This is a genomic window from Duganella sp. P38 (assembly GCF_050859475.1).
Classification (GTDB): Bacteria; Pseudomonadota; Gammaproteobacteria; order Burkholderiales; family Burkholderiaceae_D; genus Rugamonas.
Map to the genome: position 1 here is coordinate 1690988 of NZ_CP193936.1, position 13455 is coordinate 1704442.

12 protein-coding genes, 1 tRNA gene and 2 pseudogenes are annotated in these 13455 nt (G+C 62.2%); 6 read left to right on the top strand and 9 right to left on the bottom strand.

Going from position 1 to position 13455, the window contains the following annotated elements:
• Nucleotides 1-60: 60 nt before the first annotated feature.
• Together ACRQ5J_RS07620 and ACRQ5J_RS07625 are read right to left on the bottom strand one after the other, a co-directional pair.
• The gene (locus ACRQ5J_RS07620) at nucleotides 61-1185 is read right to left on the bottom strand and encodes an alpha-hydroxy acid oxidase (RefSeq protein WP_432382287.1); all 1125 of its coding nucleotides are present in this window, start codon (nucleotides 1183-1185) and stop codon (nucleotides 61-63) included.
• A gap of 53 nt (nucleotides 1186-1238) precedes the next feature.
• Nucleotides 1239-1700, bottom strand: coding sequence for a GNAT family N-acetyltransferase (locus tag ACRQ5J_RS07625; protein WP_432382289.1), 462 nt, complete (start codon nucleotides 1698-1700; stop codon nucleotides 1239-1241).
• An 85-nt stretch (nucleotides 1701-1785) separates the two neighbouring features.
• On the opposite strand from ACRQ5J_RS07625, the pseudogene dusA reads away from it, so the two are divergent.
• From dusA to ACRQ5J_RS07650, 5 genes and pseudogenes are all read left to right on the top strand, one after another.
• Nucleotides 1786-2812: pseudogene (dusA, locus tag ACRQ5J_RS07630) on the top strand (tRNA dihydrouridine(20/20a) synthase DusA).
• A 332-nt stretch (nucleotides 2813-3144) separates the two neighbouring features.
• Nucleotides 3145-4908 (top strand): methyl-accepting chemotaxis protein, encoded by a 1764-nt coding sequence (locus ACRQ5J_RS07635; RefSeq protein ID WP_432382291.1) that lies wholly within the window; start codon nucleotides 3145-3147, stop codon nucleotides 4906-4908.
• Between the two features lie 98 nt (nucleotides 4909-5006).
• A complete protein-coding gene (locus ACRQ5J_RS07640) occupies nucleotides 5007-5336 on the top strand; it encodes an energy transducer TonB (RefSeq protein WP_432382293.1) in 330 nt (109 codons plus the stop codon).
• A 67-nt stretch (nucleotides 5337-5403) separates the two neighbouring features.
• Nucleotides 5404-5751 (top strand): energy transducer TonB, encoded by a 348-nt coding sequence (locus tag ACRQ5J_RS07645; RefSeq protein ID WP_432382295.1) that lies wholly within the window; start codon nucleotides 5404-5406, stop codon nucleotides 5749-5751.
• A 137-nt stretch (nucleotides 5752-5888) separates the two neighbouring features.
• Entirely contained in the window at nucleotides 5889-6290 is a 402-nt protein-coding gene (locus tag ACRQ5J_RS07650) for a hypothetical protein (RefSeq protein WP_432382296.1), read from the top strand.
• Nucleotides 6291-6601: 311 nt separating this feature from the next.
• Here ACRQ5J_RS07650 and ACRQ5J_RS07655 read toward each other — a convergent pair whose 3' ends face one another.
• The 7 genes from ACRQ5J_RS07655 to ACRQ5J_RS07685 form a co-directional block, all read right to left on the bottom strand.
• Entirely contained in the window at nucleotides 6602-7051 is a 450-nt protein-coding gene (locus ACRQ5J_RS07655; protein WP_432382297.1) for a hypothetical protein, read from the bottom strand.
• Between the two features lie 144 nt (nucleotides 7052-7195).
• Nucleotides 7196-7486, bottom strand: a complete 291-nt coding sequence (locus ACRQ5J_RS07660) for a hypothetical protein (RefSeq protein ID WP_432382299.1) — start codon at nucleotides 7484-7486, stop codon at nucleotides 7196-7198.
• A gap of 10 nt (nucleotides 7487-7496) precedes the next feature.
• The gene (locus ACRQ5J_RS07665; RefSeq protein WP_432382301.1) at nucleotides 7497-7862 is read right to left on the bottom strand and encodes a hypothetical protein; all 366 of its coding nucleotides are present in this window, start codon (nucleotides 7860-7862) and stop codon (nucleotides 7497-7499) included.
• Nucleotides 7863-7986: 124 nt separating this feature from the next.
• Nucleotides 7987-8062: transfer RNA gene (locus tag ACRQ5J_RS07670), tRNA-His, on the bottom strand.
• 108 nt (nucleotides 8063-8170) lie between these two features.
• Nucleotides 8171-9001, bottom strand: coding sequence for a glutamate racemase (murI, locus tag ACRQ5J_RS07675; RefSeq protein ID WP_432382303.1), 831 nt, complete (start codon nucleotides 8999-9001; stop codon nucleotides 8171-8173).
• Entirely contained in the window at nucleotides 9001-10530 is a 1530-nt protein-coding gene (locus ACRQ5J_RS07680; protein WP_432382304.1) for a fumarate hydratase, read from the bottom strand. Before ACRQ5J_RS07680 ends, murI begins: the two co-directional genes overlap by 1 nt.
• 22 nt (nucleotides 10531-10552) lie before the next feature.
• Nucleotides 10553-11149, bottom strand: a complete 597-nt coding sequence (locus ACRQ5J_RS07685; protein ID WP_432382306.1) for a TIGR00645 family protein — start codon at nucleotides 11147-11149, stop codon at nucleotides 10553-10555.
• A gap of 207 nt (nucleotides 11150-11356) precedes the next feature.
• On the opposite strand from ACRQ5J_RS07685, the pseudogene acs reads away from it, so the two are divergent.
• Nucleotides 11357-13343: pseudogene (gene acs, locus ACRQ5J_RS07690) on the top strand (acetate--CoA ligase).
• Nucleotides 13344-13455 lie beyond the last annotated feature (112 nt).

Genomic DNA, 13455 nt, shown 5'->3' on the forward strand with positions numbered 1-13455 from the left:
GGCGCGGTTGACCGCGGGCCGCGCACCCGCGCGGCGAGGCGGCTGGCGTGGACGGCTGGCTTAGCGGCGTAGCTGGCGCAACAGCGTGCCGCTGTCGATGTCGCCGATGGTGGCGCAGCCGGCCATCGCCATGCAGATTTCCAGTTCCTCGCGCAGCAGCTTGAGCATGTGCGCCACGCCCAGCGCGCCGGCCACGCTCAGCGCGTACAGTTGCAAGCGGCCGATGGCCACCGCGTCGGCGCCCAATGCCAGCGCCTTGAAGGCGTCGCTGCCGGACAGGATGCCGCCGTCGTACAGCACCGGGAACTGCGCGCCCACGGCGGCGCGTATCGCCGCCAGCACATCGAGGCCGGACGGCGCGCCGTCGAGGCTGCGGCCGCCATGATTGGAGACGGCGATGCCGCTCACGCCCGCATCGCGCAGCGCCACCGCATCGTCCGGATGCAGCACGCCCTTGACCCACACCGGCAGCCTGGTTGCGTCCATGATCCAGCGGATGTCGTCCCAGCTTGGCGCGCCGCGCATGGCGCCCTGGAAGAAGCGGCTCTCGCCCGGCCCATCGCCGGCAAAGCGCGGCGTCAGGTCATAGCCGCGCAGGTTGACGTTGACGCAGTCGGCCGGCAACTGGAATTGCGCCGCCAGCGCGCGCCGGTTGGCCACCTGGATAGGCGCATCCATCGTCAGCACGATGGCGCGGTAGCCGGCGGCCTCGGCGCGGCGCAGCAGGTGCAGCGTGTCCTCGCGGCGCGGCAGCAGGTAGAGCTGGAACCAGCCGCGCCGCGCGACGGTCTGTTCCAGCGGATACGACGATTGCGTGCTGGCGATCATGCAGGTCTCGGTGGCGTCGGCGGCGCGCGCGGTATCGACCTCGCCGTTGGCGTGCGCCAGCTTGTGGAAGGCCACCGGCGCCAGCAGCAGCGGATGCGCGTAGTCGTCGCCGGCCAATGTGATGCGCGTGTGGCCATGGCTAACATCGCGCAACAGGCGCGGATAGATCGCCCACTGCTCGAACGCCGCCACATTGGCCGCCACGCTCTGGCCGTAACCGCTGCCGCCAGCGATGTAAGCGTAATGCGACGGCGGCATGAAATGCGGCGCCAGCGCGGCGTAGTCCTGGGCGTTGCGGATGTCGGCGGGGATGGCGGTCAGCGGCGAAGAAACGGCTGGTGAGGAGGACATGTTCATCGATGGCGGGCTGCGGAAATCCGAGTATAGCGCGCTGCCCTGTTTTTCCATCGTTAAGCGCTTTTCCCCAGCGGCTTGCGCATGAAGACGCTGTGCGGATCGTCCGGATAATCGCCATACGGGCCGCAGCGCTCGAAACCGCTGCGGGCGTAGAAAGCCAGCGCCTCCGGCTGCTCGGGGCCGGCTTCCAGCAACAGTTCGGGGCAGCCGGCGCTGACAGCCGCCTGTTCCAGCAGCTTGATCAGCTGGCGCGCGGTGCCGGCGCCGCGCGCGGCCGGCCGCACATACATGCGCTTGATCTCGCCATACGCCGGCGTCAGCACCACGGCCGCGCAGCCGAGCGCGTTGCCGTCGAAATCGCGCGCCACGGCGAAGCGGATGTTCGGTTGCAGCAGCGCGCGGATGTCCAGCGCATACACCGAGTCGGCCGGGTAGAGGGCGTACAGGTAGGCGTCGAGCTCGCCGATCAGCGCGTGTACATCCGGCTGGTCCGGCGTTTCAAAAGTGATCATCATGGCAGCCATTATATGTCCGGCCCGTCAGGCCCGGCGGGCTTTTGCGCTATAATGTCGACCCTTCCCGACAACCGTAGTGGCCAATATGACCATCATCACCCCGCCGACCGCCGACCAAGCACCCGTAGTGCCGAGCCGCCGCCTGTCAGTCGCGCCGATGATGGACTGGACCGACCGCCACTGCCGCGTGTTCCACCGCCACATCAGCAAGCACACCTGGCTGTACACCGAGATGGTGACCACCGGCGCGCTGGTCTACGGCGACGTCGAGCGCCACCTGCGCTTCAACGAGGAAGAGCATCCGGTGGCGCTGCAACTGGGCGGCAGCGATCCGACCGACCTCGCCACCAGCGCCAGGCTGGGCGAGAAGTGGGGCTACGACGAGATCAACCTCAACTGCGGCTGCCCGTCGGAGCGCGTGCAGAAGGGCGCGTTCGGCGCCTGCCTGATGGCCGAGCCGCAACTGGTGGCCGATTGCGTCAAGGCCATGCGCGACGCGGTGTCGATCGACGTCACGGTCAAGCACCGCATCGGCATCGACGATGTGCAGAGCTACGACTTCGTCCGCGATTTTGTCGGCCAGGTGGCCGACGCCGGCTGCACCACCTTCATCGTCCACGCCCGCAACGCCATCCTGAAGGGCCTGTCGCCGAAGGAAAACCGCGAGGTCCCGCCGCTGAAGTACGACTACGCCTACCAGCTCAAGCGCGACTTCCCTGACTTCGAAATCATCATCAACGGCGGCATCAAGACCGAGGCCGAGATCGACCAACACCTGCAGCACCTAGATGGCGTGATGCTGGGCCGCGAGGCGTACCACAATCCCTTCGTCATGGCCAACTTCGACCAGCGCTACTACGGCGACGCCAGCGCGCCGAAAACGCGCGAGCAGGTGCTCGCAGCAATGGTGCCCTACATCCAGGCGCAACTGGCGCAATACGGCCCGCTCGGCCTGAAACTCAATTCCATCACCCGTCATATGCTCGGCATCATGACCGGCCTCCCCGGCGCCCGCGCCTTCCGTCGAGACTTTGTCCGACTCCAAAAAGCTCGCCAACGGCGACGCCAACCTGCTGCTCGAAGCCGCTTCCCGACTGCGCAACCGTACGTAAAACTACGTATCTTGAAAAATTTTCATCAGTTGTGGCGAAATTTCCACGCAGAAAATTAGATAGACCATTTTCCACTTAGCAATTGCTTGCTTTGAGGCAAAATTTGCATCTATAATTTCCGAATATACACACATATCCACCGACTTTCGTGCTGTATTGCGGTGAAAACTACATGCAAGCTGCTGGTGGAGCCGCAAATTTTGCATTCGCAGTCATTGTTTGCTACTGTCATAGCTTATTACTTAGCAGCAAGGGTTTTGTCTGGATGGCATCCTCGACGTTGATGCTGTACGGGCAGCTTCTATCAACAGTGTCCTAAAAAAGAAGACGAAATGAATTTAGCAAAAATGAAAGTCGGTACGCGTCTCGGCCTCGGCTTCGCCCTGGTGCTGGTGTTCCTGGTGGCGGTGACTGCCGTGGGCATCCTGCGCATGGCGCAGATCCAGAATCGCCTGGATCACGTCATCAGCGTCAACAATGTCGTCTCGCGCCTGGTGGTAGACATGCGCAACAACGTGTCCGAGCGCGTCAACTCGCTGCGCGTGCTGACCATGATCGCCGACCCGGCCGACATGGAAACCGATATGAACCGCATCAAAGAACTGGGCGCCAAGTACGCCGAGTTCCAGAACAAGCTGAGCGCGCAATTCGCGATCGAAGCCACGCCGGAAGAGAAAGCGCTGCTGGCCACCGTCAAGGAATCGGAAGCGCTGGCCATGCCGGCCATCGCCAAGGCGTCGGAACTGTGGCTGGCCGCCAAGCCGGAAGAGGCAACCCGCGTGCTGGTGAAAGAAATCCGCCCGGCGCAGAAAAAATGGATGACCGCGCTGGAGCAGCTGGGCGCGCTGGAAGATTCGATGAACGCGCAGATGCAGGTGGACGCGGCCAATGGCTTCTCCAGCGCCCGCACCTTCATGATCATCATGGGCCTGCTGGCCGTGGCGATCTCGGTGGCTGCCGCGCTGGTGATCACCCGCAGCCTGCAAAAGCAGCTGGGCGGCGAGCCGGACTACACCGCCTCGATCGCTGGCGCCATCGCTGGCGGCGACCTGTCGATCTCGATCAATACCACCGGCGCCGACAAGAACAGCCTGGTGGTGGAAATGCGTGAAATGCGCAACAGCCTGCGCGACATCGTCAGCCAGGTGCGCACCGGTACGGAAACCATCGGCACCGCCTCGCGCGAAATCGCCGCCGGCAACGTCGACCTGTCGTCGCGTACCGAAATGCAGGCCTCGTCGCTGGAGAAAACCGCGTCGGCCATGGACGAGCTGACCTCGACCGTGAAACAGAACGCCGACAACGCCCGCGAAGCCAACCAGCTGGCCTCGGCCGCGTCGGATGTGGCGGTCAAGGGCGGCCAGGTGGTGTCGGAAGTGGTGGACACCATGAGCTCGATCGACGCGTCGGCCAAGAAAATCGTGGACATCATCGGCGTGATCGATGGCATCGCTTTCCAGACCAACATCCTGGCGCTGAACGCCGCGGTTGAAGCGGCCCGCGCCGGCGAGCAAGGCCGCGGCTTCGCCGTGGTGGCGTCGGAAGTGCGCAACCTGGCCCAGCGCAGCGCTGCGGCGGCCAAGGAAATCAAAGCCCTGATCGACGACTCGGTGGAGAAAGTCGGCGCCGGCACCAAGCTGGTCGGCCAGGCCGGCGTGACGATGGACGAGGTGGTCAACTCGGTGCGCCGCGTGACCGACATCATGAGCGAAATCGCCAATGCCAGCCAGGAACAGAGCGCTGGTATTGCCCAGGTCAACCAGTCGATCATCGAGATGGACAGCATGACCCAACAGAATGCCGCGCTGGTGGAAGAGGCCGCCGCAGCAGCACAAAGCTTGCAAGATCAGGCCGGCGAATTGGCGCGCGTGGTCAGCATCTTCAAGCTGGTGGAAGGCGAGGAGCGCACCGTGGCCGTTGCCGCGCCAGCGCTGGCGCCAGCCGCCAAGGTAGCCGTGATCAAGCCGATCACCGCCGCCCGTCCGGTGAAGAAACTGGCTGCCAAGCCAGCGCCCGCACCGGCCCCAGCCGCCAAACCGAAAAAAGTCGCCTCGGCAGCCAGCACCGCCAGCAGCGATGAGTGGGAAGAGTTCTAAAAATTTGCCGCAGTCTGCCGTCCGCCCTTGCGGACGTATGGTCCGCTGCGGAGTTCGTTTAACCAGTATTTAAAAACAAATTGTTGGGAAATCGCATTATGAACAAATCTGTAATCGCCGCCGTCATCCTGTCCGCCGCCACCTCGGCCTTCGCCGCCGAAGTGCCTGCTTCGCTGAACGACAAGAACTGCAAGGCTGAATATCCGAAAGCCTCGCTGATGAACGAAGAGCAGGGCGATGTGACCATGGCCTTCCTGGTCGGCGCCGACGGCAACGTGATGGAGTCGAAAGTGGAAAAGTCGAGCGGTTACAAAAACCTCGACAAGGCCGCGCTGAAGGCGCTGAGCGCATGCAAGTTCAAGCCGGGCACCAAGGATGGCGCCGTGGCGCAGACCTGGACCAAGGTCGACTATAGCTGGAAGCTGTAATTAGTCTCAAACGGGCCATGCATGGGCATGGCCTGCACGCGTGATTCATACCACTTGGGGAAATCAGATGTCTAAAAATAAGCGTTGGTTGAGTGTGATTGCAGCAGTGCTCGTATCGAGCGCCCCGGCAGCGTTTGCCGCCGAAGTGCCAGCTGCGTTTGATGCGAAAAACTGCAAGGCAGAGTATCCGAAGGCGTCCCTGATGAACGAAGAGCAGGGCACGGTATCGATGTCGTTCCTGGTGAAGTCTGACGGCAGCGTGGCCGATTCCAAGGTCGACAAGAGCAGCGGTTTCAAGAACCTGGACAAGGCCGCCATCAAGGCCCTGAGCGCCTGCAAGTTCAAGCCGGGCACCAAGGACGGCGCGCCGGCCGAGACCTGGACCAAGGTGGATTACGCCTGGAAGCTGGACTGATCCGCGCGTGCAAAGAGGCAAAAAGGAACTGTTGCGGTTCCTTTTTTCGCCCGTATTGCGAGTGTAATAAACTGTAATCCTGCGCGAAACGCGCCATGCTTTCTTCTATAGTACCATCTGGATCGAGGAGAATCGCCATGAAAAGCCTAGTTGTCGCCCTTGCCGCGCTGGCGGCGCTGACCGGTTGCGCGACCCAGCGCCCGGCTTATTACACCGCCGCTCCGCGCGTGCACGACCCGTACCAGTGGCATACCGTGGAGGTGTTGCCGGCCGGCTCGCAAGTGCGTTCCGGCACCTGGACCGAGGAATTGCCGCCCCAACCGCAGTCGCGCGTGGTCTACACCACCGAGCCGGTCTACAGCACCTCGACCACCACCTATGTTGCGCCAGCGCCCGTGTATTACGCGCCGGCCCCGGTCTACTACGCGCCTGCGCCTGCGTATTACTACCCTCCGGTATCGCTGAGCCTGGGCTTCTCGTATGGCCGCTGGTGCTGCGGCGGCCGCTGGGGTGGACGCGGCGGCTACCGCCATCGTTGATTCCCGCGCGGACAATAAAAAGCCCGCTGTGCCTTGAGGCGCAGCGGGCTTTTTGCTTGCGGCTTTGATTAGCGCAGCGTGTAGATCGAAGCTTTGCTCAGCACATTCTCCGAGCACAGTTCGTAGGTCGACGCGCCGGCCAGCGTAATCAGCAAAGCGCCAAAGGCGATGTGTAGATAGCGTGCCATGACGGACTCCTGGAAGTGGGGACTGGAATGACTCCAGCATAATCCACGGCGCCAACGGCGGGCATCAGCAAACTGTCCGACGAAGTGTAGGACAAGCGCTCATCTCTATCTTTTCGCCAACTTTTAGCGGGATTTCCAGAGTGTGATCGGGCCGGCTGGCGCGGTATCCAATGCGTTCGAGCGTTCCAGCCAGTGTTGCAGGCGTTCCGGTTGCTTGAGGTGGATGCCCATGCCGTCGATGATGCCGACCTGCTCCAGCATGCTGGCGCTGAGCTTGGCCTTGGAGACGGTGGGCGCGCCCATCACCATGCGGTCGTAGGCTTTGCGGGCCTTGTTTTCCCACTTGTGCAGGCTGCTTTCGTCGAAACGGTTGCCTTCGAAGTAGACGGTCAGCGTGCCGTCCGGATTGCCGAAGCCGACGATGCCCGCGCCCATGCGGATGGCGGCGTTGGCGCCGGTATCAAAGGTGTCGGAGGGGACGAAAACGCCGGCGCGGCCATCGGTGTCCGGGCGGCCAATGGGCGTATCTTTGCTATACGTGCTGACTTCAGCAATAGGTTTTTCTTGAGACATAAACTTATGCGGGGTTAGGGGATAAGTAGCGCTAAGGCAGGCTTGCATGAGCATGCAAACGACCGTTCTATTGTAGCTTCAAACAAGTTCTGTCGGGAAATATATGTGGTCAAAATGTTGTAATCTTACGCAACTGTAAGGCGCTCATGCGTAACGCAGTAAAGCGGCCATGGCGCTGATGATGATCACGGCGAAGCCGGCCATACGCCAGGTCAGTTGATACACCGCGTCGGACAGCTCGGCCTTGGTAGCGAAGGTTTGCGTCGCGTGGGTTTGGAACGCCTGCAGGCTGGCCTGCAAGGCTTGCTGATTGCTGGCCAAAACATCGATCTTGCCGCTCAGGATCGCGAGCTCTTCCTTCGTGGCGTAGTTTGATTTGATGAGCTCAACTGCGGTGATGAGTTCATGCAGGGTGGGGTGATCTACGTCCGTCATGGCGCGTCGCTCAGAGGTAGCGAACAAACGCGGCCATGGTGCTGATGGTGACCACGGCGAAGCTGGCCATGTGCCAGGTCAGCTGATACACCGCGTCGGACAGCTCGGTCTTGGTGGCGAATGTTCCCACGGCGTGCGCCTGAAATGCTTGAAGATTACTGGCGAGGACATCGATTTTGCCGCCCAGAATTGCCAGCTCTTCCTTTGTGGCGTAATTGGTCTTGATGATGGCCAAGTCTTCCTTGGTGGCATAGTTTGATTTGATGACCTCAACCGCTGTGATGAGCTCTTGCATGGCCTTCGCCTCTGCGCGGGAAGTGGGGGAATCATCATCCGGCTGGTTCGATTCAGTGTCAAGCAAACTCCTGTGTGGCATGGCGGCCTCCTCGAGGTGATCGAGCCAGCGTAGCCGTTATCGGGCACGGCCAGGTAGAGCTGCGTCAAAAGGAGGGCTGAAACGCAAAAGCCCAGTCCGGGGACTGGGCTTTTCACTTAATTCTTGGGGTGGCTGATGGGGCTCGAACCCACGACAACAGGAATCACAATCCTGGACTCTACCAACTGAGCTACAGCCACCGCTGTTTTGTTATTCAACTAGTGCTGAACAACGAGCCAGAATTATACAAGCCAGTTTCGATTCCTGCAAATTTAATTTCAGCATTTTTTCGATGCCAGCCAGTTGGCTTAAACATCAATCTTTTCCACCGCCGGTTTCAAGTCCAGCAAATCGCCGAAGGCCTGCGCCAGCGCGGACGCGTCGCCAGTGGTGTAGCCGCGCAGCGTGGCGTCCGGCTTCAGTTCCGGACGCAGCAGTCCGGCCGCTTCCAGTAGCCGGCCCAGCTGGCGCGCCACGGCGTCGCCGGTGTCGATCAAGGTCACATCGTCGCGCGCATGGGCGTGCAGCACGCGTTCGATGCCGCCTTTCACGAAAGGGTAGTGGGTGCAGCCCAGCACCAGCGTATCGGCGCCCTGTTCGAGCAGCGGCGCCACGTATTTTTCCAGCATCGCATGGATGGCCGGCGCCTGCAGGTCGCCCTTTTCGATTTCGTCGACCAGGCCGACCGCCGGTTGCAGCAGGAACTCGGCCTGCGTGGCCGTGCTGATCTGTTCGCGCAGTTGCAAAAACTTTTCGCCCTTGAGCGTGCGCGCCGTCGCCAGCACGCCGACCTTGCCGTTGCGCGATGCGGCGGCGGCCGGCTTCAGGCCGGGCTCGACGCCGACCACCGGCAGTTCCGGATAGCGCATGCGCACCGCCTTGATGGCGGCCACGGTGGCGGTATTGCAGGCCACCACCAGCGCCTTGGCGCCGTGCGACAGCAGGAAGTCCGTCACCGCCAGCGCGCGCGCGACCACATATGCCTCGGTCTTGTCGCCGTAGGGCGCGTGGCCGGAGTCGGCTACATACATCAGGTGTTCGTTCGGATACTGCGCGCGGATATGGCGCAGCACCGACAGTCCGCCCACGCCGGAATCGAAGACGCCGATCGGTGCGCTGGGTGAGCGGACGATGGACATCAGGCAGTCACGACAGGCACGTTGAGCTGCTCGATGCGCGTCTTCCATTCCGCCGGGCCGGTGTTGTGCACCGACGTGCCTTGCGAATCGACGGCCACGGTGACCGGCATGTCGACCACTTCAAACTCGTAGATCGCTTCCATGCCCATGTCGGCAAAGCCCAGCACTTTCGATTGTTTGATCGCTTTCGATACCAGGTAAGCCGAGCCGCCCACCGCCATCAGATAGGCAGACTGGTGCTTCTTGATCGACTCGATCGCCGCAGGGCCGCGCTCGGCCTTGCCGATCATCGCGATCAGGCCGGTTTTCTCCAGCATCATGTCGGTGAACTTGTCCATGCGGGTGGCGGTGGTCGGGCCGGCCGGGCCGACCACTTCGTCGCGCACCGGATCGACCGGGCCGACGTAGTAGATGACGCGGTTCTTGAAGTCCACCGGCAGTTCCTCGCCCTTGGCCAGCATGTCCTGGATGCGCTTGTGCGCGGCGTCGCGGCCGGTCAGCATCTTGCCGTTCAACAGCAGGGTCTGGCCTGGCTTCCACGAGGCGACTTCTTCCTTGGTCAGCGTATCGAGGTTGACCCGTTGCGATTTCTCGGTGTCCGGCGCCCACGACACGTCAGGCCAGGTCGACAGCGGTGGCGGCGTCATGTAGGCAGGGCCCGAGCCGTCCAGCACGAAGTGGCCGTGGCGGGTGGCCGCGCAGTTCGGGATCATGGCCACAGGCTTGGAAGCGGCGTGGGTCGGGTGCATCATGATCTTCACGTCCAGCACCGTGGTCAGGCCGCCCAGGCCTTGCGCGCCGATGCCGAGCGCGTTGATCTTGTCGCACAGTTCGATACGCAGTTCTTCCAGCTTGTTCTGCGGGCCGCGCTGCTTGAGCTCGTACATGTCGATGTCTTCCATCAGCACTTCCTTGGCCATCAGCATGGCCTTCTCGGCGGTGCCGCCGATGCCGATGCCCAGCATGCCCGGCGGGCACCAGCCGGCGCCCATGGTCGGCACGGTTTTCAGTACCCAGTCGATCAGCGAATCGGATGGGTTCATCATGATCATCTTCGACTTGTTTTCCGAGCCGCCGCCTTTGGCCGCGACCTTGACGTCGACGGTGTTGCCTTCCACCAGTTCCATGTGCACCACGGCCGGTGTGTTGTCCTTGGTGTTCTTGCGGTCGAAGTGCGGGTCGGCCACGATCGAGGCGCGCAGCTTGTTGTCGTCGTAGTTGTAGGCGCGGCGCACGCCTTCGTTGACGGCGTCGGTGACGGTGCCGGTGAAGCCCTCGAAGCGCACACCCATGCCGATCTTCAGGAAGACGTTGACGATGCCGGTGTCCTGGCAGATCGGACGCTTGCCCTCGGCGCACATGCGCGAGTTGGTCAGGATCTGCGCGATGGCGTCCTTGGCGGCCGGGCTTTGCTCGTGCTCGTAGGCGCGGGCCAGGTGCTCGATGTAGTCAGCCGGATGGTAGTAGCTGATGTACTGCAGCGCGGCGGCAACGGATTCAATCAGGTCTTCTTGCTTTATGATGGTCATGATGTTCTCGCGAGGAATGGACTTAATGGTGCTTGCTATTGTGGTGCGTATGCGTGGTGATGCGGTCGGTGTAGGCAATCGCCAGCGCGGACAGCAGGAACACGATATGGATCACCGTCTGCGCGATCAGCGTCTTCGGATCGTAAGCGGCGGCATTGATAAAGGTCTTCAGCAAATGGATCGACGAGATGCCGATGATCGCCATCGCCAGCTTGGTCTTCAGCACCGAGGCGTTGACGTGCGACAGCCACTCCGGCTGGTCCGGATGGGTGTCGAGGTTCATGCGGGAGATAAAGGTCTCGTAGCCGCCGATGATGACCATCACCAGCAGGTTGGAAATCATCACCACGTCGATCAGGCCCAGCACGACCAGCATGATGGTGGTTTCATTGAGCTTGTCCGGCACCGGCGCGTTTGGCACGGCGACGGCCTGGATCAGATGCTGCAGCGACGCGTCGTTGCCGAAGGCGGCGCCGATCAGGTCTTTCAGCTCCACCCAGAAATGGAACACGTAGACGCACTGCGCCAGGATTAAGCCGAGGTACAGCGGCAGCTGCAACCAGCGGGTCATGAAAATAAAAGCGGGCAGAGGGCGCAGCTTTTGCTTAGGCTCGGTCATTATCGGCAAAACTCCTGGAAATAAGGCAGACTATAAAAACTGCCGACATTTTACACGCGCCGCCGGGCGGCCGCATCGGTGGCGGACATTGAATTATTGGTAAAATTGTCCGGCATGCCATCCTCCGCCGGGGATGGGCAGGCTGTAAGGGCGCAGTAAGCGATCACGTTTATGTTGGTAGCAAACGATTACTACATTGGAGACACCATGAGCAGCACTACTACCCAAGGTCCACAAGAAACCCGTATCTTCGCGCCACCGGCGGCGTTCGCGGCGCAAGCTGCCGTGTCCGGCATGGACGCCTACCACGCGCTGTGCGCGGAAGCGGCGGCCGACTACGAAGGCTTCTGGGCGCGTCTGGCCAAGGAGCACCTGGACTGGCAAACGCCGTTCACCCGCACCCTCAACGAAGACAACGCGCCGTTCTACAAATGGTTCGAGGACGGCAAGCTGAACGTCTCTTACAACTGCCTGGACCGCAACCTCAGCAACGGCAACGCCGACAAGACCGCCATCATCTTCGAGGCCGACGACGGCACGGCCACCCACGTCAGCTACCAGCAGCTGCACGGAAAAAGTCTGCAAATTCGCCAACGGCCTGAAGGCGCGCGGCATCAAGAAGGGCGACCGCGTCATCATCTACATGTCGATGTCGGTCGAAGGCGTGGCGGCAATGCAGGCCTGCGCGCGCATCGGCGCCACCCACTCGGTGGTGTTCGGCGGCTTCTCGGCCAAATCGCTGCAAGAGCGCATCATCGACGCCGGCGCGGTGGCCGTCATCACCGCCGACGAACAACTGCGCGGCGGCAAGCGCCTGCCGCTCAAAGCCATCGTCGACGAAGCGCTGGCGCTGGGCGGCTGCGACTCGGTCAAGGACGTCATTGTTTACCAGCGCACCGGCGGCGACATCGCCTTCAAGCCAGGCCGCGACCTGTGGCTGCACGAGCTGGTCGATGGCCAGTCGGCCGACTGCGAACCGGAATGGGTGGATGCCGAGCATCCGCTGTTCATCCTCTACACCTCCGGCTCGACCGGCACGCCGAAAGGCGTGCAGCACTCCAGCGGCGGCTACCTGCTGTGGGCGGCGCTGACGATGAAATGGTCGTTCGACCTGAAACCGTCGGACGTCTACTGGTGCACGGCCGACATCGGCTGGGTAACCGGCCACAGCTACATCGCCTACGGCCCGACCGCGGTGGGCGCGACGCAAGTGGTGTTTGAAGGCATCCCGACCTATCCGAATGCCGGCCGTTTCTGGGAAACCGTGGCCAAGCACAAGGTCAACATCTTCTACACCGCGCCGACGGCGATCCGTTCGCTGATCAAGGCCTCCGACGTCGACCCGAAAGTGCATCCGAAGAACTACGACCTGTCGTCGCTGCGCCTGTTGGGCACCGTCGGCGAGCCGATTAATCCGGAAGCGTGGATGTGGTACTACACGCAGGTAGGCGGCGAGCGCTGCCCGATCGTCGACACCTTCTGGCAGACCGAAACGGGCGGCCACATGATCACGCCGCTGCCGGGCGCGACGCCGATGGTGCCGGGTTCGTGCACCTTGCCGCTGCCGGGCATCATGGCGGCGATTGTCGACGAGGCGGGTGCGGACGTGCCGAACGGGCAGGGCGGCATTCTGGTCGTCAAGCGTCCGTGGCCATCGATGATCCGCACCATCTGGAACAACCCGGAGCGTTTCAAGACCTCGTACTTCCCTGAGGAACTGGGCGGCAAGATGTACCTGGCTGGCGACGGCGCCATCCGCAACAAGGACACCGGCTACTTCACCATCACCGGCCGCATCGATGACGTGCTGAACGTCTCGGGTCACCGCATGGGCACGATGGAAATCGAATCGGCGCTGGTGGCCAATCCGCTGGTGGCCGAGGCGGCGGTGGTTGGCAAGCCGGACGACACCACCGGCGAATCGATCTGCGCGTTCGTGGTGCTGAAGCAGGCGCGTCCGACTGGCGAAGAGGCCAAGAAGCTGGCGCTGGAGCTGCGCAACTGGGTCGGCAAGGAAATCGGTCCGATCGCCAAGCCGAAAGAAATCCGCTTCGGCGACAACCTGCCGAAGACGCGTTCGGGCAAGATCATGCGCCGCTTGCTGCGCGTGCTGGCCAAAGGCGAGACGATCACGCAGGACGTCTCGACGCTGGAAAATCCGGCGATTCTGGAGCAATTGAAAGAGACGTCCTAAGCTTGCGAACGGGACGTCGGAAAGCCCACGTCATTCCCGCGCAGGCGGGAACCCATGCGGCGATGATGACGTGCCAGCAAATAATCTTGGTACTCTCGGGAATCCTTGCTAT

Bases quoted from the DNA above. Each gene is read 5' to 3' on its own strand.
- ACRQ5J_RS07620 (WP_432382287.1), bottom strand. From the start codon at position 1,185: ATGAACATGTCCTCCTCACCAGCCGTTTCTTCGCCGCTGACCGCCATC.
- ACRQ5J_RS07625 (WP_432382289.1), bottom strand. From the start codon at position 1,700: ATGATGATCACTTTTGAAACGCCGGACCAGCCGGATGTACACGCGCTG.
- ACRQ5J_RS07635 (WP_432382291.1), top strand. From the start codon at position 3,145: ATGAATTTAGCAAAAATGAAAGTCGGTACGCGTCTCGGCCTCGGCTTC.
- ACRQ5J_RS07640 (WP_432382293.1), top strand. From the start codon at position 5,007: ATGAACAAATCTGTAATCGCCGCCGTCATCCTGTCCGCCGCCACCTCG.
- ACRQ5J_RS07645 (WP_432382295.1), top strand. From the start codon at position 5,404: ATGTCTAAAAATAAGCGTTGGTTGAGTGTGATTGCAGCAGTGCTCGTA.
- ACRQ5J_RS07650 (WP_432382296.1), top strand. From the start codon at position 5,889: ATGAAAAGCCTAGTTGTCGCCCTTGCCGCGCTGGCGGCGCTGACCGGT.
- ACRQ5J_RS07655 (WP_432382297.1), bottom strand. From the start codon at position 7,051: ATGTCTCAAGAAAAACCTATTGCTGAAGTCAGCACGTATAGCAAAGAT.
- ACRQ5J_RS07660 (WP_432382299.1), bottom strand. From the start codon at position 7,486: ATGACGGACGTAGATCACCCCACCCTGCATGAACTCATCACCGCAGTT.
- ACRQ5J_RS07665 (WP_432382301.1), bottom strand. From the start codon at position 7,862: ATGCCACACAGGAGTTTGCTTGACACTGAATCGAACCAGCCGGATGAT.
- murI (WP_432382303.1), bottom strand. From the start codon at position 9,001: ATGTCCATCGTCCGCTCACCCAGCGCACCGATCGGCGTCTTCGATTCC.
- ACRQ5J_RS07680 (WP_432382304.1), bottom strand. From the start codon at position 10,530: ATGACCATCATAAAGCAAGAAGACCTGATTGAATCCGTTGCCGCCGCG.
- ACRQ5J_RS07685 (WP_432382306.1), bottom strand. From the start codon at position 11,149: ATGACCGAGCCTAAGCAAAAGCTGCGCCCTCTGCCCGCTTTTATTTTC.